This is a genomic window from Bifidobacterium sp. (assembly GCF_022640935.1).
Taxonomy (GTDB): Bacteria; Actinomycetota; Actinomycetes; order Actinomycetales; family Bifidobacteriaceae; genus Bifidobacterium.
In genome coordinates this window covers 21,527-45,593 of record NZ_JALCCV010000015.1, presented here as the reverse complement: position 1 = coordinate 45,593, position 24,067 = coordinate 21,527, and the positions used below count along the sequence as shown (strand labels likewise).

The window sequence follows — 24,067 nt, the reverse complement described above, 5'->3', positions numbered from 1 at the left end:
GCATTTTGCGGTGCTTCTTCTTGCTCATCCGCTTGCGGCGCTTCTTGATGACAGAACCCATCTGAAGCCTCCAATCCTTGACTATAAGTGTGCAACTTGCCCAATACTACACTGCTTTGGCGACTTTGGGGCTCGGCGTGGGAAACTGGCCGAAGGCTGTTCGCGAACCACTACGAACCGATCTCCGCCTGACCCTGCGCCCCTCAGCTCCACTCCTGACATTGGCATGCAAGTCGAACCGGCTACAGCGGGAACTTCTGGTAGAACCGTTCAACCGCGTCCTTGGAGCCTGTCGCCTGGAAAACCACAGTGTCGTTCTGCCATAGCGCCACAGCCTTGCTGTCATCCGTCGAATCTGTTTTGACCACGTAGCTGCCCGTGGCATTGCCTGCGACCTTGACGCTTCCCGAGCCCAACTCCTGACCCTTCATCGTGCCTGCAAGCGAGTCATATTGTGCCTTGGCCTCGTCGGCGCTCGACCATTGGGCTGTGATCAGAGTGACGGTGCCGGCAGCGGCGCCAGTGCCGTATGTCAACGTGTATTCCTCGATGGGCGTCGATGCAGACCAGCTGGTGCTGGAAGCGGTTTTGGTACGCGCGAAATTCAGCACACTGTCGGGCATCGCCTTGAGCAGTTCGCTCGCGTCACTCGGCAACGGGCTCGCCGTGATGCTTGGCGTCGTCGGCGCCTCCGTGCTCTTCTGCACGCCCGGGTTCTGGGCAGGTGCCTTGTTCAACGCCCAACCCGGCCAGATGAACGCGGAAAGGAAGGCGAGCACGATGACGAGCGCTGCGGAGACGACGACCGCGATGAGCCTGCCATGAGAAGATGAGGATTCGCTTTTCGACATGGCACCGATTATCGCACAGCGGATTGACTCACCGCTGACTGTGCGGGGCGGCCAAAGCATACGCGCGATTGACAAAAACGGCTGAAGCACTCAACACTGAAACACTCAATATCGTGTCTGAAACTGTTATCCGGCAACGCTTGTCTCGAAACTTCGCTAGCGTCGCAGACATGGCAAAGAGCGCAACGCAATACGTGTGCACGGAATGTGGCTGGAACGGACCAAAATGGTATGGCCGCTGCCCGCAGTGCGGCCAGTGGGGCACCGTCGAAGAGTTCCATGAGGCTCGCCCAGCCACTTCCACGCATACGGCGGCCCCGGGCCGCACGTCACGCACCTTGGCCAACCACACTGGTGATTTGGGCGCCACACCTATCACTGACATCGACACGCACGGCGTACAGCGTATCCCGACCGGGTTCGGCGAATTCGACCGCGTGCTTGGCGGCGGCATCGCGCCCGGTTCGGTCGTGTTGGTGGCCGGCGAGCCAGGCATCGGCAAGTCAACGCTGCTGCTGGAGACGGCCGGGCATGTGGCGCGCGGCCAATCGCCTAGATCAGTGTTGTATATCTCAGGTGAAGAGTCTCAGGCCCAGGTCAGGATGCGGGCATCACGCATCAACGCGGTCGAGAGCAATCTGCTGCTGGCCTCCACCACCGATCTGTCGACGGCGCTTGGCCTGATCGAGCAGGAGAAGCCGGCGCTAGTCATCGTGGATTCGGCACAGACCATTGTGTCCCAGGATGTGGATGGCATCGCCGGCGGCTCCACGCAAGTGCGCGAGGTAGCCGGCGCCTTGATCGACAGCGCGAAAAGCATGGACATCCCCGTGTTCCTCGTGGGCCATGTGACCAAGGACGGTTCGATCGCCGGCCCGCGCACGCTGGAGCATGTCGTCGACGTCGTCTGCCAGTTCGAAGGTGATGCACAGACGGCGCTGCGCATGCTGCGCGCCGTGAAGAACCGTTTCGGACCGACCGACGAGGTCGGCTGCTTCGATATGAGCGGCGAAGGCATTGAGGAGGTGCCCGATCCTTCCGGGCTGTTCCTGTCAGCTGCCGACGAGCCGACCGAAGGCACCTGCGTCACATTCACCCTGGATGGCCACCGCAGTCTGCCGATCGAGGTACAGGCCTTGGCGACCGCTTCGGCGCTGCCCACCCCACGACGTGCCACCAACGGCATCGACGCGAACCGCTTGGCTATGCTCATCGCAGTGCTCTATAAGCATGGCCATGTGAATCTCCTGGCCAAGGACGTGTATGTTTCGACGATCGCGGGCGGATTGGCGAAGGAGCCGGCGTGCGACTTGGCCATCGTGTCCGCGCTGGCGAGCGCCGCCGCGTCGCGCCCGATCGCACGCACCACCTGTGCGATCGGCGAGATCTCGCTCACCGGCCAGGTGCGCCCGGTGCCTCGTCTGGCGCACCGCCTGGCCGAGGCGACCCGGCTGGGGTTCACTACAGCTGTCGTGCCGGTGCCGCGCGGCCGCCGGGCCCCTGCGCCCGCACTAGCCGGAATGCATGTCATCGAGGTTGCATCGCTGCGCGACGCGTTGGCGGCTCTAGGCGTCACGGCGCGGTAAAGAGTTCTCATGAAAAAACTTCATCGTTGAATGTGTACTACTCATATTCAGCTCGACATGCATTCGAATCTTTTCTATATCACCCATGTGTCGAAATTCGGGATTGTATTCATCATAATAATACTGTATGTATACAAAACGCTGCGCTAGGACGATCAGACAAACTAATGTAATATATTTTCACTCTTCACACTATAGTTACATTTCTGTAACATTCGGCTACACATACTAAATATGTGCTTATTGCATATCAGTAATAGGTGCACAGCGGAACGATGAGTTGTCTTGGGGTGATTTTGGCAACGTATCGTTTTAGCCTAATGTCAGGGGAGGCAAAAAAATCACACTTGTGAACCATTATCATTGATTAGATTGGTAAATCTTCTTTAAGGAGTAATTATGCAGTTTGCAACAACGCACGTTCTTGATGATGTATATGTTGAAGACGAAGCTTTCGACATGGAGCAGGATTCGAGAGCTGCAAGCAAAACAGTGGTGAATTGGTACTTCATCTAGTAACTAATAACGTTTTACTCGGCTAATTGGATGGGGCTGGCGGAGAGCATTGCTATCGCCAGCCCCATTTCCAGTAAATGGAAGTGTACAGTGTTCGAATCCTTATACCCAATGATACCGAGAAATCGGTTTATTTATCATATGCAAAATAATGAGACCAGGATTGGGACTGATGATAACGACATTTATTCCATAATGGATTCCTCTAAAAAGTGGTATCGCCTACTTAAATTGCTAGATGGGGAGCATAGTGTCCGACAGGTTTACGACTTGTATCATCCTCAGCAGTGTTTGTCTTTTGATTCCTACAGAAAAGTCTTAGCTAAGCTAGAGAAAATAGGTGCTGTGACTTTTCTCTCAAAACCTTTTCATGAGCTAGATGAGTACGAAAAACGGAAATCTGATTTTACGTTATATTATGGAAAGGGCGTTGATGGTGAAAAGACAGTTAGATGGCTTCAGGGACTTACTGTAGCGGTTTTAGGTAGTGGGGTCGGGGGTTGCCTCATTGCGCTTGAATTGGCAGAACTTGGAGTGGGTTCACTAAAGATAGTCGATCCTGATATTGTCGATCTGCAGAACCTCGACCATCAATTGGTTTACACACAAGAAGATGTAGGACATCCCAAGGTACTGGCCCTGCAGAAGCATATCAACAGCAGATGTAAAAAATGCCAAGTGCAAACTTCAGTGGCAAGAATACATAATGTTGCTGACGCGTTGGCAGAGGTTAATGAAACGGACTGGGTGTTCTGCTGCATGGACGAGCCACCTTATGTGGCGCAGCGAATAGTCAACCGCGCCTGTTATATAAAAAGCATTCCGAGCTTATATGCATTTTCTTCCAGAGATTCAGCAAAGGCTTTCATCGTTGATCCAGATATAACAGGTTGTGCGGATTGCCTATTATCGTCAGAAGCTGCCAATGGTTTGACACAACTGGTAGCTGCACTAAAGAAGGCAGATTTTTCTCCCATCACTCCGACAAATGCAGTCAGCGCAGCAATAGAGGCCTCTTGGATAGTACAGAAATGGCTTCAGAAGTGCATATTCAATACAGCTTCCGGAGGTATCCTATACAGGTTTGATTTTGATGCAATGCAAGAAGACAAGTTCGTGCATTTTCAGCGTGATTCGGCCTGTCCAACTTGCGGAAGACAATCGCCACCCAACAATTCTCAGCGAGATCTCTGGAAACTTATCTCAATAGAAAGTCAAGGTACAAATGTATCTTAGAACCCAAAAAACGCAATCTTCAGGCGTGGCAGGATTATGTGTCAAGTTTCATCGCGGAGCAAATTTAGACCCGAAAGACAAGATCGGTGTCACGCACCTAGTTGAGCATATACTACTTCACGCCTCTTCTCCGTATCTAGACAATATTCGAACAGCTAATGGGGAATTCCAAGGTGAAACCACCCGATCGGAAACATCATTCATTTTGCTATGCCCATCCGAAGTTTTCAAATCCTGTGCCGAAAATTTCTTGAATGAAATATTCTTTTTCCATCCAAGCAAAAAAGATCTGGAAGATGAAAAATCTACAGTAATTCAAGAGATTCGGGAATACTCTCACGATTCCATCTCAGTTTTTATCAACGAGGCTTTGGCCTTAGCTTTTGATGAGCGACAAGGGCACGACCCGATCATGGGGGATTCACATACCGTGTCCTCGTTTTCGTTAGATGATGTCTTTTCAAGTCTTAAAGAGTTGCGTAAAGTACAAAATGCAGTTTGTTATGCTGTTGGCGACGATGTCGAATTCCTTCATAAATATGTAGAAAAAATAAATACTAATATTATACTGTCGTTTGGAAACAAGGAAGAGGGATTAGTTTCTCCAATGTTTCATGCGCTCAGTACTGAGCAAAAGAAAAGTTCAGATCCTACAATTTCTTCGATCTCATTCATTTTTCCGTTACCTGATATAGCCTCTCGAGACATAATCGCAACAAGCATGCTGCTCACTCTATTGACAACAAATCGAGGCTTTAACTTGAAGGGTGAACTTCGCAGCGTAGTCGACGGAATTTACGACATTATCGTTCGCCCGTTGTTATATGGCGACAAATGTTTTATACAGATTTTGACGAACGTAGGAGGAAAATCAGCCAGTAACTTTGTTACAATGCTTCAACAGAAACTTCGATCACTATCAAACTTCCCAGCGTCTGAACTAGAAGCTTTGGCCGAAACCCAATATCAATATGTCCACTTTCGCCAGAGCCTCTTATTTGATGGCGTTCAAAAATCTATACGAAGTTTTTCTCATATGCCAGAAAAACAGGAATCAATTATTGAGCTTCCTTCACATCTAGATATACATATAAAGGCTAACTTCATCGAGCTCGTCCGCTCAATAGGAGAGGAGAAGAACAGTGTCTACACTGTCCAACAGTGATAATGAAGGGCTGACTATGGGACATAAGCCAACTTCGCGCTGGAGTATTCCGATTCTGCTGGCGGGCGAGGGGGCTTCGCAGCTCGGCGACAACCTATTCATGCTGGCGGCGGACTGGTACATCGCCAAATTGACGCAGAATGCGGCCATCATCGGCATATTCTCCGCATTGTTCGCTTCCACCAGCCTGACCATGGTGTTCACCGGCGGGGTGGCCGACCGGCATCGGCGCATGCCATTGATGCTTGGCGTCGACGCAGTGCAGACGGCCATCATGCTTGCGGCGACCTTCCTGTATGCAGCGGTTCCTCCCACGGTGGTGGGACTGGCCGCCATCGTGCTGCTGACGCGACTGGTCGGCATGTTCTTCATGCCTGCAGTCAACGCGCTGATCCCACAGCTGGCCGATGACGATTCGCTCGAACGGGTCAATGGCATGTACCAGGGCGTGTCCATGTCCATGCAGATGGCGGGCACACTCATCGGCGGTGCCATCGTCGCCCTGATGCCGCTGGCGACGTTCACCGCGATCAACGCTTTGACGTTTCTGGCGTCCCTTGCATGCGTGGGTGCACTTATGCATGTGCATGCGGAAACCTACGAGCCTGCTGCGAACGAGGATGCGCACGGCTGGCGGCAGGGAATCGACTACATCCGTGGCAATAGCCTGATGCTCGGCGTCATTCTGCTCGCCCTCGTCGTCAACTTCGCGCTCGGCCCGGTGATGAGCCTGGATGTGCTGTGGGTACAGCAGGTTTTGCACGCCTCCGCATTCGCATACAGTTCCATCCAGATCGTGCTGATGATCGGCATCATCCTGGGCAATGTCGCCGTATTCGCATTGCAGCGCGCACCGTTCAAGGCCAAACTGATCGGCCCGCTGCTGGGTATGGCTGGGTCGATTGCGATCCTTGCGCTGTTTCCTTCGCTCTGGCTTACGCTGGCGATGATTCTCGTGATGGGGCTTGCCGCCGGAATCGTGAACGTGACGATCGCGACCACCGTGCAGCGTTTCACGCCCGAGCACCTGCTGGGCAGGGTCAACGGCGCGTTGCTCACCGGCACACAGGCCGCACTGCCTGTAGGCATGGCGCTCGGCGGCGTCATCGCGCAGCGCATCGGGGTCGCGGGCGTATTCCTGGGCGGTGCTGCAATCGCCATGATCGCGGCGCTCGTGGCTGCCACACGCCCATGGAACGTGCCGGACGAGGAGACTGAAACCAATGTGCCCGAGGATTCCAAGTCGTTCGAGGCGCTCCAGACTACTGTCGATGAGGCTACGCAAGGGGTGTCGGCAGCCGAAGGCGGGCAGACCAAGGCCTGAGAATCTGAACCGAACGGGATGGCGCGCAATGAGGCGCGGCATGGCTGAAATCATGCAATGGCAAATCGCATACAGGGAATCGCATACAGGGAGCCTCATGGCGAAAATCACAGGCAGGGGAACTGTACACTCTGCGTGATGCCACTAGACTGGCATGCAGCTGGACAATCAACATTGAGTTAAATAACACAGAGTGATCGGCATAGAGTAATCAACACTGAGTTAAATAACACATGGCAATCAACATATGATGCCATGCCCTACGCCGCATGCAAGGAGACGTATCACCATGACTACCGAGAGGGCCGCCGATTTTGCATCATGGGCCTGCCGATATTCGCAGCGCACCAATCGATCGCTGGCCGGGGCACACATTGTGCTGCCTGAGACGGTCGACGCATTGTCAGCATCCACTGCGTCGCGATCGACTGCTGAGCCAGCGCCTATCGCCGCACAATCCTCATCGCAGGCGCAATCATCGGTTCCTCTCATGCCGGCTGCGGCGCAGCAATGGGGTATGGTGCCTGTCGACGCTGACCAGCCGTCGCAGCCCGACCCCGGCCAGTTCCTCATCGATGCGACGATATCTGCCGATCAGGTGCCGGACATGCGCCTGGCGACAGGTGCTGCCGCCATGGATTATGCTCAGGAGCATATGGTCGTGCTGCGCACACTGATGGCCCAGCTGCGCGGCGAGATCGATTTCACAGGCGTGCGCATCGCCGTCTGCCTGATTCTCGAACCGAAAACCGCCGTGCTGCTGCGCGCACTGCATGCAGCCGGCGCGATCGTCGGCGTGTTCGGCGGCCCGGATACGACTGATCAACGCGTGGCACGCCAGTTGCGTGCTGAGGGCATCGTCGTCGAGGCGGACACCGGCTGGGACGCCCGGCAGACTCATGAGGCGGCGCTGCGACTTCTTGACGAAATACGCCCCGAGATCATCGTCGACGACGGCGCGAGTTTCGCCCGCCTCGCCTCGCTCGAACGCCCCGAGTTGATGCGCAGGCTAATCGGCGTGGCTGAGGAGACCACCAGCGGCGTGCGCGCCTTCCAGGCGATGCAGGACGCCGACGAACTGAACTATCCGGTGGTGGCGGTTAACGACAGTACGCTCAAAACCGGCTTCGACAACGCGCATGGCACTGGAGAGACCTGTGTAACCACATTGCAGCGAATCCTGGGCGAGCATGTTTTTGCAGGTGCCAAGGTCGCCGTAATCGGCTACGGGCCGGTCGGGCGGGGGTTCGCGCTCAGAATCCGAGCGCTTGGTGCGCAGGTCACCATCTGCGATACAGACCCTGTGGCCTGTCTGAAAGCGGTGTTCGAAGGCTTCGCTGCCCAAGACATTGACGACGCACTGCCTGCGGCCGACATTGTCATCTCCGCGACCGGCGTGCGGCATACCATCACGCTCGATCATCTTCAGCGCATGCGCGGTGGAGCCGTACTGAGCGTCATCGGCGGCATCGCGAACGAGATCGCGTTGGACGACATCCCTGACTTCGTGCCACAGATCGGTCGCGACAGCATGACACTGACCGTTTCCAACGGCCCGACCATCACGCTCATCGCCGACGGGGACGGCGTGAACTACACCGTGGGCGGCGGCAACCCCATCGAGATCATGGACTTGAGCTTCGCCGTGCAGGTCAGCGCCGTGACCTATCTGCTGCAGCATTGCGACGAACTGGATCCCGGCTTGCTGCGGCTCGACGCGCAATCCGACCGCCGCATCGCGACGATCGCTTTGGAAGCCCGTGGCTGCCATGCCAGTCACGCAACCGTGGATAACGGCTACGACTGGCGGCTGACGCGCTTCGCAGAAGAGGACGCGGCACGCACGCGCTCATGCAGGGGAAACGAGGAAGCCGCATGACCGCGAATACAGTCGAAGCCGTGGATGCCGCAAACACCACCAATATTCCACACGTCACCGATACCCCACATGTCATCAGCGACGCGCCCGTCACCAATCCAGCAGCCAGCAGCGACCTCATGAGCGAAGTCACCATATATTCAGCCAAACTCGTGATTCCCGTGACCGGGCCGGTGATCGTCGACGGTGCGGTTGCGGTGCACGGCGACCGCGTCATGCATGTCGGCAAACGCCGCTGGGTGCTGAATGCGGTGAAACAGGAAACCACGTCGGGCGCCGCAATCGCCGAATGGCACTGGGACGGCGTGCTCACGCCAGGCCTCATCAACGCGCACACCCATCTGCAATACACCGGCATGGAGGCGGTAGGCAAAGGCACATACGGGCGTTTTCGCGATTGGGAGCTGGCGTTCAACAGCGTCTACGCGCTGGCAAAAGACAATCAGCCGTGGAAACCGTGGGCTGATCGCGGCGCACGCATGCTCGTGGAGGCGGGCACTACCGCCGCAGCCGATATCGTCACCGACTTGCAGGCTGCCGACGCCTTGGGCTCGCAAGGATTGCACGGCATTGCCTATTGGGAGGTGATGGGTTGGCATAACGACGAGTGGCAGGCCACAGGACGGTTCGAATTGCGCCGTCAGCTGCGCGAGATGAGCCGCAGACGGCTGCCCAGCCTCGGCATCAGCCCGCACGCCCCGTATACGCTGGAATCCGAGCCGTTCGTAGACCTTCCCGACATCGCTCGGCAGCTCAATATGCGTCTGCATATCCATTTGGCGGAGACGCCGTTGGAGGCCGGCACATATCCTCCGGTACTCACCACATATTCCAGCGATGACTGGAACCGCGAGACGTGGGACAGCTACCGCCAGCTCAAATCGAGCGGCAAAGGCGCCTCCGCTATCCAGTTCGTTGACCAGCTTGGCTCGCTGGGACCTGATGTGCATATCGCGCATGGCGTGTGGGCCGACAGGGAAGACCGCCGTATCCTGCGCCAGCGCGGCGTCGGCGTGGCGCTGTGCCCGCGTTCCAATCGCATCACCAACACCGGCAGGGATGCGCCGGTGCGCGAATATCTCGATGAGGGCAATCTGCTTAGCGTCGGTACCGATTCGCTGTCCAGCTCGCCCAGCCTCGACGTGCTCGACGATGTGGCAATGCTTTACGATCTGGCGCGCGAGCAAGGATACAACGGCGACGATCTGACACATCGGCTTATCCGCATGATGACGCTCGGCGGGGCCGAGGCCATGGGTATGCACGTTGGCGTCAACCGTATCGGCCAGATCAATTCTGGCGCCTTGGCCGATCTGGCCTTCTTCGACGTGCCGACCAACACTACGTCGCCAGCGAAGATCGAGGAGACCATCGAGACCTTGGTACGCCATGGGGCGGGCACCAACCGCGCCACTGTGCTCTCCGGCAGATTGGTGTACAACGACGGCGCATTCGCACGCGCGGACGCGGCCGCGGGCATCCACACGGTTGCGCCCATGGGCGCAACATCCGCCGGCACCGCTGCAGCCACCACTAATTCCAAGGAGCCACAATGAGCATTCCACTGGATGATATGAGCGCGTTCGCCCGCGACGCAGCACGGCGCCTCGGTCTCGAGGCCCATCCGGAAGGCGGCTGGTACGCGCGCGACTGGCAGAGTCCACGCACCGATTCGATCAGTGAGCGTCCGTTGGCTTCGCTGATCTATTTTCTGCTGCCCCAGGGCGATGCGAGCGCATGGCACAAAGTCGACGCCGACGAGATCTGGCTATGGCACGGTCCGGCCGCGGTCACACTTGAACTCGGCGGCAACGGCGATCAGCCCGCAGCCGACCCGGCGCTGCGCACGCTCATCACACTCGGCGCCGGACTATCCGGCACAGACGCAGACACACAGTACGCCGCAAACGTCAACGCCCAAGACGCCGATGGCCCTGCAGCCGCGCAGACGGCACCTGCAGCATCCCAGGCTACCCCCACAGGCCATGCCATCGTGCCGGAGGGATGCTGGCAGCGCACGCTTCCTGGCCCGGGAGACGCGCTCGTCTCATGCGTGGTCTCCCCCGGATTCGTGTTCGAAGGCTTTACACTCGATCAGGCCTGACTTCGTGACGGCACAGCCGCAGCGCTCCGGCGCTGCGACGCATCCAACACACTGACGCCCAACACGCTGATAACTCGCCATCACCGTTTGCTATACTCGCGGCGCAGCGCATGCAACGTCTGTCGGCTACACTGAATTCGTTATCACGTACCTTCGATACGCAACCACTGCATTGGCGCTTGCGCGACACGCCACGCCAAGCGTCCCAGAAGAGAGGAAACATTATGATCGGGAAAAGCTCGAAAGGCTTCGCACGGGCACTGGTCGCGGGAGCAAGCATCATGGCACTGGCATTCGCGGCGGCGTGTGGCTCCGGCCAATCCACAGCGCAAGCCAGCGGCTCGACGTCGGACGATATCACGCAGCAGACCATCACCCCGGGGAAGCTCACCATCGCGACGGGCGACCCGGCTTATGAACCGTGGGTGATGGACGACAAGCCCGAGAGCGGCAAGGGCTTCGAGGCCGCTTTGGCGTATGCCGTCGCCGACAAGCTCGGCTTCTCCAAGAGCGATGTGGTCTGGACGCGCACGACCTTCGATACCGCCATTGCGCCCGGTCCGAAAAACTGGGATCTGAACATCCAGCAGTTCGGCATCACCCAGGAGCGCAAGAAGGCCGTTGATTTCTCCAGCAGCTACTACAACGACACCCAGTCGGTGATTGTCAAGAAGGACAGCAAATACGCCGACGCGACGAGCCTGGCGCAGCTCAAGGACGCCAAGATCGGCGCGATGATTGGCACGGAAGGCTACGACTACGCCAAGAAGCTCATCACCGACGACGTGCAAACTTTCAACGACGACGCCGCCGTGGCGCAGGCGCTCGACGCGGGGCAGATCGACGCGATGATCACCGGCACAGTCGAAAGCGTTTATATCGTCCAGTCCGGCCAGGTCAAGAACGGCAAAGTGATCGGCAAGGTACCCGGCTCCGAAGACCATAGCGGCACCGGCATCGTGCTGCCCAAGGATTCCAAGCTCACAGCCCCGGTGACCAAAGCCATGGACGAGCTCAAGGCAGACGGCACGCTCAAGAAGCTGCAGGACACCTGGCTCGCTGAGTACACGACCGATCTGACCGAACTCGCGAAGTGATTGCGTGAGCGTGCGCATGGATTCGGCAGGTGACGCGTTGAACGGCGGATATGCCGTCAGCCAGGTCGAGCTTGGCCGACGGGGCTTCCGGCGCAGCCAGCAGATCAAATCGGTGATCACCAGCATCGTGAGCACGATCGTGCTGGCGGTCATCATCATTGTGGGGTTGGAGCTTTCGCCCGGCTGGAGCCACGTCAAAGAGACCTTCTTCTCGCCCGAATACTTCGTCAAATCCCTTCCCGACGTGGCCAAAGGCCTATGGCTCAACGTGCGCGTGCTGGTCGTCGCAGTGATCGGCGTCGCGCTGATGAGCACCCTGCTGGCGCTCATCCGCACCAGCCGCACCCCGATCCTCTTCCCGCTGCGGGCGCTCGTGGCGATCTACACCACCGTGATGCGCGGCGTGCCGATCATCGTCGTGCTGTATCTGATCGGCTTCGGCATCCCCGGACTGGGCCTGTTCGGGCGCATCGATCCCTCGATTCTGGGCACAATCGCCGTGGTCATGGGCTACAGCGCCTACGTTTCCGAAGTGCTGCGTGCCGGGTTCAACGATGTGCACCCCTCGCAGCGCGCCTCGGCCCGCTCGCTGGGGCTGACCTCCGGCCAGACAACCCGCATGGTCGTCATCCCCCAGGCGCTGCGTTCGGTCGCCCCGGCGCTTATGAACGATTTCATCTCCATGCAGAAGGACGTCGGCCTCATCTCCGTGCTTGGCGCGGTCGATGCGGTGCGCGCCGCGCAGATCGACGTGGCCAGCACCTACAACTTCACCCCGTATGTGGTCGCCAGCATCCTGTTCATCCTGCTGAGCGTGCCGTTCATCGTACTCAACGACTGGTATTCGGACCGGCTGCGCAAACGCGAACTGAGCGGAGGTACGGTATGAGCAAAATCGACGAAACAACGTCGTCAGCTGAGCCCGCAGGTTCAGCAGCTGCCGATGCCCCGGCGGTGCCGCCGGTGCTGCGTCTCGACCGAGTGCGCAAATCCTTCGGTTCCGCCGCAGTGCTCAAAGGCATCTCCTTCGAGGTGAAGGAGCACGAAGTGGTCGCGCTGCTCGGGCCGTCCGGCTCGGGCAAATCGACGCTGATGCGCTGCATCAACCTGCTCGAGCGCGTGGATGACGGCCAGATCTGGCTGCGCGGCACCGACATCACCGATCCGCGGGCCAACCAGGACCGGATACGAGCGCGCATCGGCGTCGTGTTCCAGCAGTTCAACCTTTTCCCGCATATGTCAGTGCTCAAGAACGTCACGTTGGCCGCGCTCAAAGTGCTGCGCTGGGACAAAGACCGAGCCAACGAGCGCGCCTTCGAACTGCTCGACCGCATCGGCATGCGCAGCAAGGCCGACGCCTACCCCGATCAGCTCTCCGGCGGCCAGCAGCAGCGCGTAGCCATCGCCCGCGCCCTGATGACCGACCCCGAGCTGCTCCTGCTCGACGAGATCACTTCGGCGCTCGACCCGATGCTAGTGGGCGAGGTGCTCGATATGGTCTCTGAGCTCAAGAGCCGCGGCACCACGATTCTCATGGCGACCCACGAAATGGGCTTCGCCCATCGCGCCGCCAACCGCGTCGTCCTGCTCCGTCACGGCGTCATCGCCCAGAACGGCACGCCGGCCCAGGTCATGGACGAATCCCAAGACCCGGCGACCAAGGAGTTCTTCAGCCACTTCCGCGGCCTGTAATGATCAGTCTGTGGGCGACCTCGTGCGTTCCTTGCGTCTCGGCCCCTTATGATGCCTTGAAGGCCGTCAGCTGAGCTTGTTGTCGGCGAGCCACGCCTTGGCGATGACAGCTGGCGACTCCTGCTTGACGGTGCTGCGCACGTTGAGGGAGATCAGGCTCGTCGGCGTGAGTTTCGCGCTCACGGCATTGATCGCGGGAGCCACCTCAGCAGCAATGCTCTTGTTCACCAACGGCACCACGTTGGAGGCCAGAATCAGCGCCTTTGGATCCTTCAGCACCACCAGGTCACGGGTTTGAATATTCGGGTCAGCCGTGAACACATCGGCGACGTTGATGGTCCCCGCCACCAGATCCTCGACCGTTGTCTGCCCGGTCGCGGAGAAGTCGACGGAGACGCCGTAGGCCTCCTTCAGCCCTTTCGGACCATACGGCCTGTCTGCAAGCTCAGGCTGCCCGCCGAGAGTGAGCTTTTCACTCACCTTCGCCAGATCGGCGATAGAACTGAGCTGGTATTTGTCGGCGAAGGCCTTCGTGACCGTATAGGAATCCTGGTCAGTGGCCGAAGCCTGCTCAAGCACGGTGAGACTGCTGGGCAAAGCTTTCTTCAACGCCGCATAGACTTCCTCGGAGGAGCTCTCCGTAGCCTTGCTGTCGACGTATTGCAGCAGATTGCCGGTGTATTCGGGGAACAGGCTGATCGCTCCGCTTTCCACTTGGGGCATGTAGGCGTCGCGCTGTCCGATGCTGAACTGACGTTTGACGCTGAAGCCCTTGCCTTCGAGCGCCTGGGCGTAGATCTCCGCGATAATTTCATTGGAATAGTAAGCTTGCGATCCGATGACGATCGCGCCGGACGACGCGGTATCGCCAGTGCTGGGGTTGGAAAGCGGGTTGCCGGAGCCGCACGCAGCGAGCACGAGCATGGCTGAGGCGACGGCGACGGCCAGAACGGCGCGTAAACCGCGGAAACGTTGATGAAGCATGATTTCTTCTCTCTGTGTTTATTCCTTGCGTGTCTATATTCTTGCGTGTCTATTTCTTGCCGAATTGCCAGTTCTTGCTGAATTCCCTGTGACTGCTGAAGTGCCTGTGTTCCCGCCTCGAACAGTGACAGTCAAGTATATGGGACTTCGCTGAGACCTGAGCTTTCAAGCTGCTAGCGGATTATGAGGCGGGCCGCAGCACTCCTTTGGGGGCAACGGCGCGCTGAATGATGGCCAACAGCGCGTCAAGTGCCAGGGCGAGCAGGGCGACAACCAGCGAACCACCAAGCACCATGTCATAGCGTTGCAGGGCAATGCCGGTTATGATCGGCAGGCCAAGGCCGCCAAGATTGACGTAGGCCGCTATGGTGACCGTGGATACGACCTGAAGTACGGCTGACCGCAATCCACCCACCAGCAGCGGCAAGCCGAGCGGTATTTCGACTTTACGCAGGATCTGCCATTCCGACATGCCTGTGGCGCGCGCCGCATCGATGACGCTACGGTCAACCGCCTCGCACCCGGTATAGGCACCGGCCAGCAATGACGGAATCGCCAGCAGCACGAAGGTGATGCCCCCGGCTGCAGGTTTGCGCAGCACTCCCAGCAGGAGCACGAGCAGGATCAACAGCCCGAATGACGGGACGGCACGCGCCGCGCCGGAAATCGCCACTGCGATCTCACGTCCACGGCCCGTATGGCCGATCGCCCAGCCGGCCGGAATGGCTATGGCGGATGCAATGGCTATCGCCATGGCAGTGAGGTACAGCTGCTGGAACAGCAATAGCGACAGCGCATCGGCTCCCTGCCATTGAGCCGGCGCGAACAGCCAGGACATCGCATCGGATACCAGTTTCATCAGGCTTCCTCCGATGCTGCCGGCGCAGCTGCCAGCGTTCGCGAGGATTGGGAGGTTTGCAGTGTTCGCGGCACCGAGTTGTGCCTGTGGGTCCGGGCGCTCGAACTGTGCGTCCAGGGCATCACCAGTCTCCCGACGAACAGCAATGCCAGGTCAATCACGACGGCGATGGCCGCGACTGCGACTATTCCGGCGAGAACCTCTGCAATGATGCGCCGTTGCAGGCCGTCTGTGAACAGATAGCCGAGATTGGTGACACCGACCAGGATACCGACCGTAGCCAGCGATATCGTGCTGACGGCCGCGACACGCACGCCAGCGAGAATAACAGGGCCCGCCAAAGGCAAATCTACTGTCCAGAACCGGCGCGCGGAGCCATAGCCGAGCGCCGTGGCTGCTGCTCTGGCGCTGGCATCAACCGAATCAAGCCCCTCGACCACCGCCCGTACCATAATCGCGATCGCATACATGGTCAGCGCTACAACCAGGTTGATTTCACTCGTGGCGGGATACCCGAAGGCGACCGGAAGAATGAGCAGCAGCGCCAACGACGGGATCGTGTAGAGCACGCCGGTTGCGGTCAGGATCGTCGAGCGCAGCCGACGCACGCGCCAGGCCGCCCACCCCAGCGGCAATGAAAGCGCGAAGCCGAACACGATCGCAATGAGACTCTGCTGCAGATGCTCAACCGTCAACGACAAGATCAGCGCAAGATTATTCAGTGCCCAAGTCATGCAGCCGAACCGTCCTCGACCAGCACGCCGCGCGTACGACCGTTGCCGTCAACCAGCATCCGGCCGGTCCCTGTCTCGCGGATATGCAAGGCCCGGGAACCATGCTCCGCACCGATGAACTCAGCCACAAAATCATTGGCCGGATGACCGATGATCGCATTGGCGGACCCTACTTGTTCTATATGGGCCCCTGCGGTAAGAATTGCCACCTGGTCGCCAAGCAAAAACGCCTCGTCGATATCATGGGTGACGAATACGACCGTTTTCCCCAGCTCATGCTGCAGTCTCGAAAGCTCACGCTGTAGTTCGGCGCGCACGATCGGGTCCACCGCTCCGAACGGCTCATCCATCAACAGAATATCCGGGTCCGCGGCAAGTGCGCGGGCGACACCCACACGCTGTTGCTGACCGCCCGAAAGCTGACTCGGGTATCGCTCGGCAATGGCAGGGTCAAGACCGACCAAGTCCATCAGTTCCAATGCGCGAGCATGCGCCGCACGACGCGAGCTCCCTAGGAGCCTGGGCACCGTCGCGATATTGCGAGCGACTGTGAAATGGGGCAGCAACCCGGCGTTCTGCATGACGTAGCCGATGTGGCGGCGCAAGGTCACCGCCGGACGACCAGCCACATTGTCTCCATCGATCGACACGGTTCCGGAAGTCGGCTCCACCATCCTGTTGACCATGCGCAGCAGCGTCGTCTTGCCACACCCCGAAGAACCCACCAGCACGGTGAGTTTGCGGGAGGGAATAACCAGATTGAAATCCTTCACCGCCTCTGTACCGTCTGCGAATCGTTTGCTCACATGTGTGTATTCGATCACGCGACCCCTCCTCAACCGTTGGAACGTGAATCGTTCAATGCCACCGCCACGTCGAGAGACATGAACCACCTTCAACTCCCGTGCGCACTGTGCCCATGCACGCAATCCATACTGCACCGATCTCAGCAAGCATGTCTGGCCAACCCTATCCCCATCGCGTCCCGTCATCAACTTCTTCGCTAAGGGATGAGGCCTTCATGCCCGCCAGTACTGTGGAGACATATACGCCAATGCGCAATGCGCACCGACCCATGAACTCAACCGGGTTGACCGGCAAATTTCGGCGATCGCGCGTTTCTGCGCATCCGTTTGTGCGCTGGCATCACTCAGCCAAGACGCTGCGCACGGCTTGGCATCGCCTGCCCTGCCCGGCACGACAAAGGAGACATTATGGCATCAACGTTTACGACACCAACGAACAATCACGCATACGATTACGATCTGATCGTCATCGGGGCCGGACCGGTCGGCGAAAATGTAGCCGATTATGCAACGAAGCAGGGCGCCAAATCAGCGGTCGTCGAATCCGACCTGGTCGGCGGGGAATGCTCGTATTGGGCCTGCATGCCGTCGAAGGCGCTGTTGCGCAGTGCCGACGCGATCCGCGCTGCGCAACGCCTGCCAGGCGCGCGCGAGGCGGTCACCGGCGATATCGATGCCTCGGCTGTGCTGGGCAGACGTTCGTCGTTTACCAGCGAGTGGAAGGACGACGGCCAGGCAGCTTGGCTCGAATCGGCAGGCATCGAACTGATTCGTGGCTACGGTCGGCTGGCCGGTCCCCATCTCGTCACGGTCGGCGCACGTAGCTATACCGCAGAGGCCGTTGCACTGACGACCGGCTCTGTTCCGATAGTGCCGGATATCCCGGGCCTTGCGCATTCCAAACCGTGGGGCACGCGCGAGGCGACCAGCGCTGACCATATTCCCCCGCGGCTGATCGTGCTCGGCGGCGGACCGGCGGCGCTGGAGCTGGCGTTCGCGTTCTCCTCACTCGGCTCCAAGGTAACGGTTCTGGCCCGCAGCGTCCTATTGCGTCATGAGGAGCCCTTTGCCGGCGAATACCTCACAACGACGATGGAGAACAACGGCATTGACGTGCGTTGCGGCACTACGCCGGTACAAGTCGACCGGAACGCCGACAACGTGGTCACCGCAACGCTGGACGATGGCGCGCGCATCGCGGCCGAAGAGATCCTGGTGGCGGCCGGGCGTCGGCCGAATACGGACGACATCGGCCTTGACAGCGTCCATCTCGGCGCGAAGCTGACGGTGGATGACACGATGCTGGTCCAGGGCACCGACTGGCTGTACGCGGTCGGCGACGTGAACGGACGAGCGCTGCTCACGCATCAGGGGAAATACCAGGCACGGGCTGCCGGCGAGGCCATTGCGGCTCGCATCCAGCGCCGCCCGGTGCTGGACAAGCCATGGGGCCGGCATGTTGCCACGGCCGACCATGTGGCCGTTCCCCATGTGGTGTTCACCGATCCGCAAATCGCACGCGTCGGACTCACCGAGGCCCAGGCGCGCGACAGAGGGCTGCCCATACGCGCGGTCGAGTACGATCTTGGTGCCGTGGCCGGCGCCTCCCTGCACGCCGACGGGTATACCGGACGCGCGAAGATCGTCGTCGACGAGAAACGCCATGTGATTGTCGGCGCGACCTTCGTCGGTCAGGACGTCGCTGAATTGCTGCAATCCGCGACGATTGCGATTGTAGGCGAGGTCACGATTGACAGATTGTGGCATGCCGTCCCCGCGTACCCAACGATCAGCGAGATCTGGCTGCGGCTGCTCGAGGCCTACGGGCGGTAATCGCGTTCAATTCGGTGCGGTTGCTGCAACACGTGGCACTCGGGCTTGGCCAGGGCTTGGTTTCGTGCAGCCTTCCGCACTGGTTCTGCTGCTGTTCACTCGAACTTCATTGTTGCGATCCTGGCGAGATAGCGTTCGCGCTGCTGGGGCGTGGACGCGGTAATACCGCCAAAGTTGATCCAGCGGCGGTGCTGCATGCCGAGCTGCTTGAGCGTCTGGTTGATGAAGATCCTGCTGACACCATCACCAAGGAACAGCCGGAAAAAGAGAGTCGGCGAGGTGGATGTGGTGAGCACATAGGTGTGCTTGATGTTGGTCAGCTCGCCTTGGACGCCGAACCGGCCTATCGTATGGCTCAGTCCTTCGCCTTCCTTCATCACCTTGTCGATGAAGCCCTTGAGCATGCCGGGGATCGAATTCCACCAGATCGGCGTGATGAACACCGCCGTGTCGGCCGTACGCAGCATATCCAGGTATATGTACGCCTTGGGGTCGTGTGTATTGCCATCGTGGAACAGTCGCAGCTCCTCGGCATCGTAGGCTGGGTTGAAACCTTCGGCATGCAGATCGATGACATGTGCCCTGTGACCCTGTCTGTTCATGTTTTCGACGGCGGTGCACATCACGGCATGGTTGAAGCTGCGTTCATATGGGTGGCAATAGACGATAACGACGTTGCTCATGGTAGCTCCCAGGCTGCGGTTGTTGGTTTGCGAATGGAGGAAACGTTGGGGCACTGGCGAGACATCTGGCTGTGCGTATGCCCAACTGGTGACGGTGAAGGTGCCGAAGGCCCCGGCAATGGTTCGCTAAGCAGACTCAGCAACGTTTCGCGGAGCATGCTTGCGCTGTAGCCGGCGACACCGCGCATGACGAGGTTGCCGTAGCCCTGGATGAAAGCCCAAATCTGCACGAACAGCCGATTCGGGTTGGCAGTCGTACTGTATTGTTCGCACAATCGGGTGCATATGCCAAGCAAAGTGGTGAGGAATCGCGGCTGCTCAACTTCACCGAACTGCTGCGTTGCCGTATTGTAGAGCGGCCCGAAAAACAGGAATTCAACGCCATGCGGATCGTCCCGCATCAATTGCAGCAGCCGGTTTGCGATGGCCAAAAGAGTTTCGACATCATGGCCTGCATTGTCCGAGCCAGTCTCTGCCGGCACAACGATGCCGTCGACAATCCGGGACATTTCATAGCCAGCGGCGTTCAACAGCTCTTCCTTCGACGCGAAATGCCGATACACCGAACCGGTTGTCAGCTCAAGTTCCCCCGCCAGCGTGCGCAACGATACCTGCTCGTACCCGTGCTCACGTATATCGCGCACCGTTTGGTCGACGATACGCTGGCGAGTCTTGTCTCCGCGGGAAGCCATGGGTGCCTCCATCGATAACACCATGATATGATAACACTGTTATCATATCATGGTTCATACTCCTTGCACACTTGTTCTTGTATGTATTGACTGAGGCGGTCATGCGGCTGACAGACGATATGAATTCAGCTCACACGCCTAATGGCGCATACCCTCATCTGCCGCGGCAAACAGTTTCGCATACGTGCCATTCAGCGCCAGCAATTCCTCGTGTGTGCCCTGTTCGACGATGCGGCCATGATCAAACACCAGAATGAGGTCAGCGGCCAGCACGATGGGGAATCGATGGGTAACGAAAAAGGTGATGCCGCCCTTTGCAAGATCGGCTCCGAGGATGACGGAACGCAGCTTCTCCTCCGCTTTCGCATCGAGTGCGCTGGATGCTTCGTCGAAGACTCGAACGCCGACTGGGTCAAACACCGTTGCAGCCGGAGACGTTGACGCTGCTGCCTGTATGCACTGTTGCGGGAAGCCCGCCTGTTTCGCCCGATACATACACGAGAGCAGCGAGGGAAATATTGCGCGTCCAATCGCCAGCCGCTGCCACTGCCCGCCGGACAGGCCATGGGAGGACGAGAAGCGAGTTCCCACCAAAGTGCTGGCCTGCTGTGGCAGGGCGGCAACCGCTTGACCGAGCTGAACCCGAATGAGAGCCGTGTCAACAGCCTGTGCAAGCATGCCACAGCGTTCATGGCTGGGGCTGTGGAGCGCACGTTGCGCATCGAGTGCTGCGAAAGTGACGTTATCCTCCACAGTCGTCTCATACCGTACATAGTCCTGGAACACCGCGGAAGCCGTCACGTGGCCGGTCTGCATACCGATTTGAGACCCCGATCGCACAGGAAAAGACTGTGGCGCCAGGTTGCCGTGTTCGTCGCGCCACTGCACGTATCCCCGCTGGCAGCGACGCAGACCCAGCACGATATCCAGGAACGTGGTCTTCCCTGAGCCATTCTGCCCGACCAACGCCACCCGCTGCCCGGCGCCGATACGAGTGCTCACCCCGGTAAGTGCGGCGTCGGCGGCTCCGGGATAACGGTACTCGATGTTCGATACCACCAGGCTGGCGGGAACGAATGGCTTTGACAAGTCCGCATTGCCATCTGCTCCCAGGGGGTGCCGCTGCGTCTCGTTGGCTCTGGTGCTGGCCGTCTGCGTGGCCTGATGCCCCATATGCTGAGCAGCATAGCGCCGCAGCCAGAGCACTCTTTTTGCCGGTCGCGCCGAACGATACAGGCGCTGCACGGCACTCGGCCCCTGTTGCGCCGCGCCAAGGAGACGGGTGACCATGAACAGCGCGCCAACCACAACACCGGGAGCCAGCTGCCCCTGTCCAGCCTGCCAGACCAGCCACAGCAGGACACCGCCGGCAGTCAACTGGATCAACAGATCCGGGCCGAGGAAGGCCAGCGACCTGCGGCGAGCCGACTGGTTCAACGGCCGACGCCATGCTGTCAGCAAAGGACCGATCCTGCTGCTGAGAAAGTCCTGTGCCTGCCACAGCTTCATCTCATCGTGAGTTTGCGGCTCGATAAGCGTCTTCATCAAGGCATCCTTGCGTTCACCGAGAGGAGCCGAGGCGTCTTCAGCGTCGCCATCCCACTGATCCGCCTTCTTCTCGAGCAGCAGCGACGGGATGGCCGCGAGCGGGATCAGCATGAGCCAAGGGCTGAGCAGCAGACCTGCGATAATGGAAACCCCCATCTCCACCAAGCCTCTGGCGGCTATCAGCCAGCCGTTGACGGTCCGTCCCAACTCCGACGACCGCTCGGCCACAGCCTGCGCATTCACTCGAAATGCCATGGTCTCGAGGTCATCAAGAACATGAATGCGTCCGACGAGCCCAGCAATCTCAAGGTCGTACACATGTCCGACGGTCCTCATCAAGGTCACGCGGCTGTTCGTGCCCAGGGTGGAAGCCCAGATATCAGCGGTAACCAACACCACCAGCAGGCACAGCACAGTCCACGATATCTCATGTGCGGGCCCCGTCAGCCCATTGAGCAACAAGGCAATCACCCATGGTACGAGCGCGTTGGCCGCTGCGGCGCCGATTTCGGCCAGGCTGCCGACCAGCGCCATCGGGCAGTGCTGCCGGACGACCCTGAGAACGTCGCTGACCGCCGCAAGACTGCTGATGTGTTCGAAATCAGGTTTGCCTGGTTTGCTCATCATGAGTTCCCTTCCACGTCGCTGTCAGCCTGCGCCATGCTGCGCCGCTGCCGTTCATAGAGATCCCTGTACAGCGCGCACTGCTTCATAAGTCGACTGTGAGGACCGTCGCCAATGATCCGCCCGCCATCAAGCACAATAATTCGATCGACATCGGTAATGCTGGTGATCTTATGGGTGACCAACACCGTGGTCAGCCCTTGGGTCAGCCGTCTGAAATCATCGAAGAATGTCTTCTCGGTCAGAGGATCGACTGCAGCCGTCGGCTCATCAAGGAGCACCACGCCGTCGCTCGGTGAGGATTGGCGAGCGTGGGCCAGGCAACGAGCCAGCGCCACCCGCTGCCACTGCCCGCCGGAGAGCCCCGGATCTTCGCCAACCATGGACCGTCTGGCCAGCAGCTGCCCATCGACAGCCGCGTCCTCGGCGGCCCATGCGACATCGGGCAGCCCCAGACCAATGTTGTCTCCAACCGGCAGGGGAAAACGCGCAGGACTCTGGAACACGGCGGACACAGCCCAACTCCTGCCCTCCTGCATCCCCGAGATACGCACCTGCCCGCAATCCGGCTCCGCCAAACCTGCCAGCAGCCGGATCAGCGTGCTTTTCCCTGACCCATTGACGCCGACGATCGCGGTTACGGTTCCGCGCCTTAACCTGAAATTGACATCGGACAGCGCTGCGGGCAACGTGTCGGCATACGAGAACGTCACGTGATTGAGCTCAACCGCGACTCGATCATCGAGGTTCGCCCGTTGGCCTGATGTAGTCTCCAAAGCGGTCGTTTCGGAGGACCTTGGCTCCGGCGTCGAGTCAATCGAAGAATGCAGCGCAGCTAGCTCGCACACGACTTGCATGCACTGCGCACGGCCAATGGCGGCATCACCGATCATGCCGAATCCGTTGAGATTGATCAACGCGCCGACACAACTCACGAATGCGCCGACGCCTAGGGCCCCTGACACCACCTGGTTGGCCAGCAGCATCAGGGAAACAGCATACGCGAGCACCAACAGGATCGAGACCACATAGACCGGGGCCGCACGATGGCGAAACGACCGTGTGGACAATGCCATGAATGATTTCCATGCGCGGTGCGAACGTGCGGCAAACTCGCCGCCGAGCCCAAACAACCGCGCCTCGCGTCGCGCTCGCACATCGAACGACAGCGAACGCCAATACTCACTGATGTCGCCATCCTCTCCAGTGCCCTCCGTCACCGCGCGCAGCCATCGAGTGCCCAACGCACCCACCAGCAGATACAGCAATCCAACCACCGTTGTCATAACCGCTAGATGCGGCACCACGATGGCGAACGAAGCCAGTGCCACACAACGCATGTACACAATAGTGAGCTCGCCTTCGAGACTGTTGACCACCATACTGTCGGTAATCTCTCCATACAGCCTGTTCAGCCGCAACCGACGTTCACGCCCGCCCATGGTGAGATCCGCCAATGCCGCATGCAGGAAATCCCGGTGCATGGCGACGGCGAGATGTGACGAGGCACTGACGGTGGCACTGGCACCGAAACGGCTGCACAGAGCACCAACCACCGTGGCCAGAACCAACGCTCCCGCCCACATCAGTGCATCGCCGCCGTATTGTGATATCACCGAAGCAACCATATTGCCCAGCAGCCACGGCGTCACACCAACGATAACTGCCTCCAGCACGGTCAGGCAGCAGGCCAGCCAACCCACCACGCCCCAATGGGCACACTCATAGCGCAGCCAATGGTACGAATCACGAATCGTTTGCCACATACCCCTGGGCCACGCCCGCCATGATCGCCACATATCTCCCCCTGCCCCTCACCAACTCTCCCGCCAAGGAAATGCAGACAACACTTTC

General features: G+C 59.1%; 20 protein-coding genes and 1 pseudogene. 11 read left to right on the top strand and 10 right to left on the bottom strand.

Annotated features, from left to right (window positions below; translation table 11 throughout):
- The coding region (locus tag LKG04_RS05135) for a 30S ribosomal protein bS22 (protein WP_291763368.1) at positions 1–61 on the bottom strand (61 nt) is incomplete at its 3' end.
- Between the two features lie 181 nt (positions 62–242).
- Positions 243–851: a hypothetical protein gene (locus LKG04_RS05130; protein WP_291759794.1), complete on the bottom strand. Its 609-nt coding sequence runs from the start codon at positions 849–851 to the stop codon at positions 243–245.
- A gap of 170 nt (positions 852–1,021) precedes the next feature.
- Between LKG04_RS05130 and radA the strand changes: the two genes are divergently transcribed.
- The 10 genes and pseudogenes from radA (at position 1,022) to LKG04_RS05080 (ending at position 13,450) form a co-directional block, all read left to right on the top strand.
- Entirely contained in the window at positions 1,022–2,437 is a 1,416-nt protein-coding gene (gene radA, locus LKG04_RS05125; RefSeq protein ID WP_291759798.1) for a DNA repair protein RadA, read from the top strand.
- A gap of 606 nt (positions 2,438–3,043) precedes the next feature.
- Positions 3,044–4,189: a HesA/MoeB/ThiF family protein gene (locus LKG04_RS05120; protein ID WP_291763365.1), complete on the top strand. Its 1,146-nt coding sequence runs from the start codon at positions 3,044–3,046 to the stop codon at positions 4,187–4,189.
- Entirely contained in the window at positions 4,179–5,354 is a 1,176-nt protein-coding gene (locus LKG04_RS05115; RefSeq protein ID WP_291759803.1) for an insulinase family protein, read from the top strand. Before LKG04_RS05120 ends, LKG04_RS05115 begins: the two co-directional genes overlap by 11 nt.
- Before the next feature lie 16 nt (positions 5,355–5,370).
- Entirely contained in the window at positions 5,371–6,678 is a 1,308-nt protein-coding gene (locus LKG04_RS05110) for an MFS transporter (RefSeq protein ID WP_291759806.1), read from the top strand.
- Positions 6,679–6,967: 289 nt separating this feature from the next.
- Positions 6,968–8,557, top strand: a complete 1,590-nt coding sequence (locus LKG04_RS05105; RefSeq protein ID WP_291759809.1) for an adenosylhomocysteinase — start codon at positions 6,968–6,970, stop codon at positions 8,555–8,557.
- Positions 8,558–8,676: 119 nt separating this feature from the next.
- A pseudogene (locus tag LKG04_RS05100) lies at positions 8,677–10,002 on the top strand (amidohydrolase family protein); the annotation flags it as partial.
- A 107-nt stretch (positions 10,003–10,109) separates the two neighbouring features.
- Positions 10,110–10,661: a cupin domain-containing protein gene (locus tag LKG04_RS05095; RefSeq protein ID WP_291759812.1), complete on the top strand. Its 552-nt coding sequence runs from the start codon at positions 10,110–10,112 to the stop codon at positions 10,659–10,661.
- Between the two features lie 224 nt (positions 10,662–10,885).
- Positions 10,886–11,758 carry an ABC transporter substrate-binding protein gene (locus LKG04_RS05090; RefSeq protein WP_291759813.1) on the top strand — a complete coding sequence of 291 codons (873 nt, stop codon included), beginning with the start codon at positions 10,886–10,888 and terminating at the stop codon, positions 11,756–11,758.
- 16 nt (positions 11,759–11,774) lie between these two features.
- Entirely contained in the window at positions 11,775–12,647 is an 873-nt protein-coding gene (locus LKG04_RS05085) for an amino acid ABC transporter permease (protein ID WP_291759928.1), read from the top strand.
- A complete protein-coding gene (locus LKG04_RS05080; protein ID WP_291759815.1) occupies positions 12,644–13,450 on the top strand; it encodes an amino acid ABC transporter ATP-binding protein in 807 nt (268 codons plus the stop codon). Before LKG04_RS05085 ends, LKG04_RS05080 begins: the two co-directional genes overlap by 4 nt.
- Before the next feature lie 66 nt (positions 13,451–13,516).
- Here LKG04_RS05080 and LKG04_RS05075 read toward each other — a convergent pair whose 3' ends face one another.
- From LKG04_RS05075 to LKG04_RS05060, 4 genes are all read right to left on the bottom strand, one after another.
- The gene (locus LKG04_RS05075; protein WP_291759817.1) at positions 13,517–14,434 is read right to left on the bottom strand and encodes an ABC transporter substrate-binding protein; all 918 of its coding nucleotides are present in this window, start codon (positions 14,432–14,434) and stop codon (positions 13,517–13,519) included.
- Between the two features lie 181 nt (positions 14,435–14,615).
- A complete protein-coding gene (locus LKG04_RS05070) occupies positions 14,616–15,293 on the bottom strand; it encodes an ABC transporter permease (protein WP_291759820.1) in 678 nt (225 codons plus the stop codon).
- Positions 15,293–16,027, bottom strand: coding sequence for an ABC transporter permease (locus LKG04_RS05065; RefSeq protein ID WP_291759822.1), 735 nt, complete (start codon positions 16,025–16,027; stop codon positions 15,293–15,295). The genes LKG04_RS05070 and LKG04_RS05065 overlap by 1 nt, the downstream gene beginning before the upstream one ends.
- Entirely contained in the window at positions 16,024–16,851 is an 828-nt protein-coding gene (locus LKG04_RS05060; protein WP_291759824.1) for an ABC transporter ATP-binding protein, read from the bottom strand. The genes LKG04_RS05065 and LKG04_RS05060 overlap by 4 nt, the downstream gene beginning before the upstream one ends.
- A gap of 390 nt (positions 16,852–17,241) precedes the next feature.
- Here LKG04_RS05060 and LKG04_RS05055 point away from each other — a divergent pair, with 390 nt between their 5' ends.
- Positions 17,242–18,666 (top strand): dihydrolipoyl dehydrogenase family protein, encoded by a 1,425-nt coding sequence (locus LKG04_RS05055; protein ID WP_291759827.1) that lies wholly within the window; start codon positions 17,242–17,244, stop codon positions 18,664–18,666.
- Positions 18,667–18,761: 95 nt separating this feature from the next.
- Here the strand turns inward: LKG04_RS05055 and LKG04_RS05050 are convergent, their stop codons facing one another.
- From LKG04_RS05050 to LKG04_RS05035, 4 genes are all read right to left on the bottom strand, one after another.
- Entirely contained in the window at positions 18,762–19,349 is a 588-nt protein-coding gene (locus LKG04_RS05050; RefSeq protein WP_291759830.1) for an NAD(P)H-dependent oxidoreductase, read from the bottom strand.
- Positions 19,346–20,041 (bottom strand): TetR/AcrR family transcriptional regulator, encoded by a 696-nt coding sequence (locus LKG04_RS05045; protein WP_291759833.1) that lies wholly within the window; start codon positions 20,039–20,041, stop codon positions 19,346–19,348. Before LKG04_RS05045 ends, LKG04_RS05050 begins: the two co-directional genes overlap by 4 nt.
- A 138-nt stretch (positions 20,042–20,179) precedes the next feature.
- Positions 20,180–22,216 (bottom strand): ATP-binding cassette domain-containing protein, encoded by a 2,037-nt coding sequence (locus LKG04_RS05040; RefSeq protein ID WP_291759836.1) that lies wholly within the window; start codon positions 22,214–22,216, stop codon positions 20,180–20,182.
- Entirely contained in the window at positions 22,213–23,979 is a 1,767-nt protein-coding gene (locus LKG04_RS05035) for an ATP-binding cassette domain-containing protein (protein WP_291759839.1), read from the bottom strand. Before LKG04_RS05035 ends, LKG04_RS05040 begins: the two co-directional genes overlap by 4 nt.
- Between the last annotated feature and the right edge of the window lie 88 nt (positions 23,980–24,067).

Excerpts from the sequence above, each read along its gene's own strand:
- LKG04_RS05130 (WP_291759794.1), bottom strand. The coding sequence starts at position 851 with ATGTCGAAAAGCGAATCCTCATCTTCTCATGGCAGGCTCATCGCGGTC.
- radA (WP_291759798.1), top strand. The coding sequence starts at position 1,022 with ATGGCAAAGAGCGCAACGCAATACGTGTGCACGGAATGTGGCTGGAAC.
- LKG04_RS05115 (WP_291759803.1), top strand. The coding sequence starts at position 4,179 with ATGTATCTTAGAACCCAAAAAACGCAATCTTCAGGCGTGGCAGGATTA.
- LKG04_RS05110 (WP_291759806.1), top strand. The coding sequence starts at position 5,371 with ATGGGACATAAGCCAACTTCGCGCTGGAGTATTCCGATTCTGCTGGCG.
- LKG04_RS05105 (WP_291759809.1), top strand. The coding sequence starts at position 6,968 with ATGACTACCGAGAGGGCCGCCGATTTTGCATCATGGGCCTGCCGATAT.
- LKG04_RS05095 (WP_291759812.1), top strand. The coding sequence starts at position 10,110 with ATGAGCATTCCACTGGATGATATGAGCGCGTTCGCCCGCGACGCAGCA.
- LKG04_RS05090 (WP_291759813.1), top strand. The coding sequence starts at position 10,886 with ATGATCGGGAAAAGCTCGAAAGGCTTCGCACGGGCACTGGTCGCGGGA.
- LKG04_RS05085 (WP_291759928.1), top strand. The coding sequence starts at position 11,775 with ATGGATTCGGCAGGTGACGCGTTGAACGGCGGATATGCCGTCAGCCAG.
- LKG04_RS05080 (WP_291759815.1), top strand. The coding sequence starts at position 12,644 with ATGAGCAAAATCGACGAAACAACGTCGTCAGCTGAGCCCGCAGGTTCA.
- LKG04_RS05075 (WP_291759817.1), bottom strand. The coding sequence starts at position 14,434 with ATGCTTCATCAACGTTTCCGCGGTTTACGCGCCGTTCTGGCCGTCGCC.
- LKG04_RS05070 (WP_291759820.1), bottom strand. The coding sequence starts at position 15,293 with ATGAAACTGGTATCCGATGCGATGTCCTGGCTGTTCGCGCCGGCTCAA.
- LKG04_RS05065 (WP_291759822.1), bottom strand. The coding sequence starts at position 16,027 with ATGACTTGGGCACTGAATAATCTTGCGCTGATCTTGTCGTTGACGGTT.
- LKG04_RS05055 (WP_291759827.1), top strand. The coding sequence starts at position 17,242 with ATGGCATCAACGTTTACGACACCAACGAACAATCACGCATACGATTAC.
- LKG04_RS05050 (WP_291759830.1), bottom strand. The coding sequence starts at position 19,349 with ATGAGCAACGTCGTTATCGTCTATTGCCACCCATATGAACGCAGCTTC.
- LKG04_RS05045 (WP_291759833.1), bottom strand. The coding sequence starts at position 20,041 with ATGGCTTCCCGCGGAGACAAGACTCGCCAGCGTATCGTCGACCAAACG.
- LKG04_RS05040 (WP_291759836.1), bottom strand. The coding sequence starts at position 22,216 with ATGATGAGCAAACCAGGCAAACCTGATTTCGAACACATCAGCAGTCTT.
- LKG04_RS05035 (WP_291759839.1), bottom strand. The coding sequence starts at position 23,979 with ATGTGGCAAACGATTCGTGATTCGTACCATTGGCTGCGCTATGAGTGT.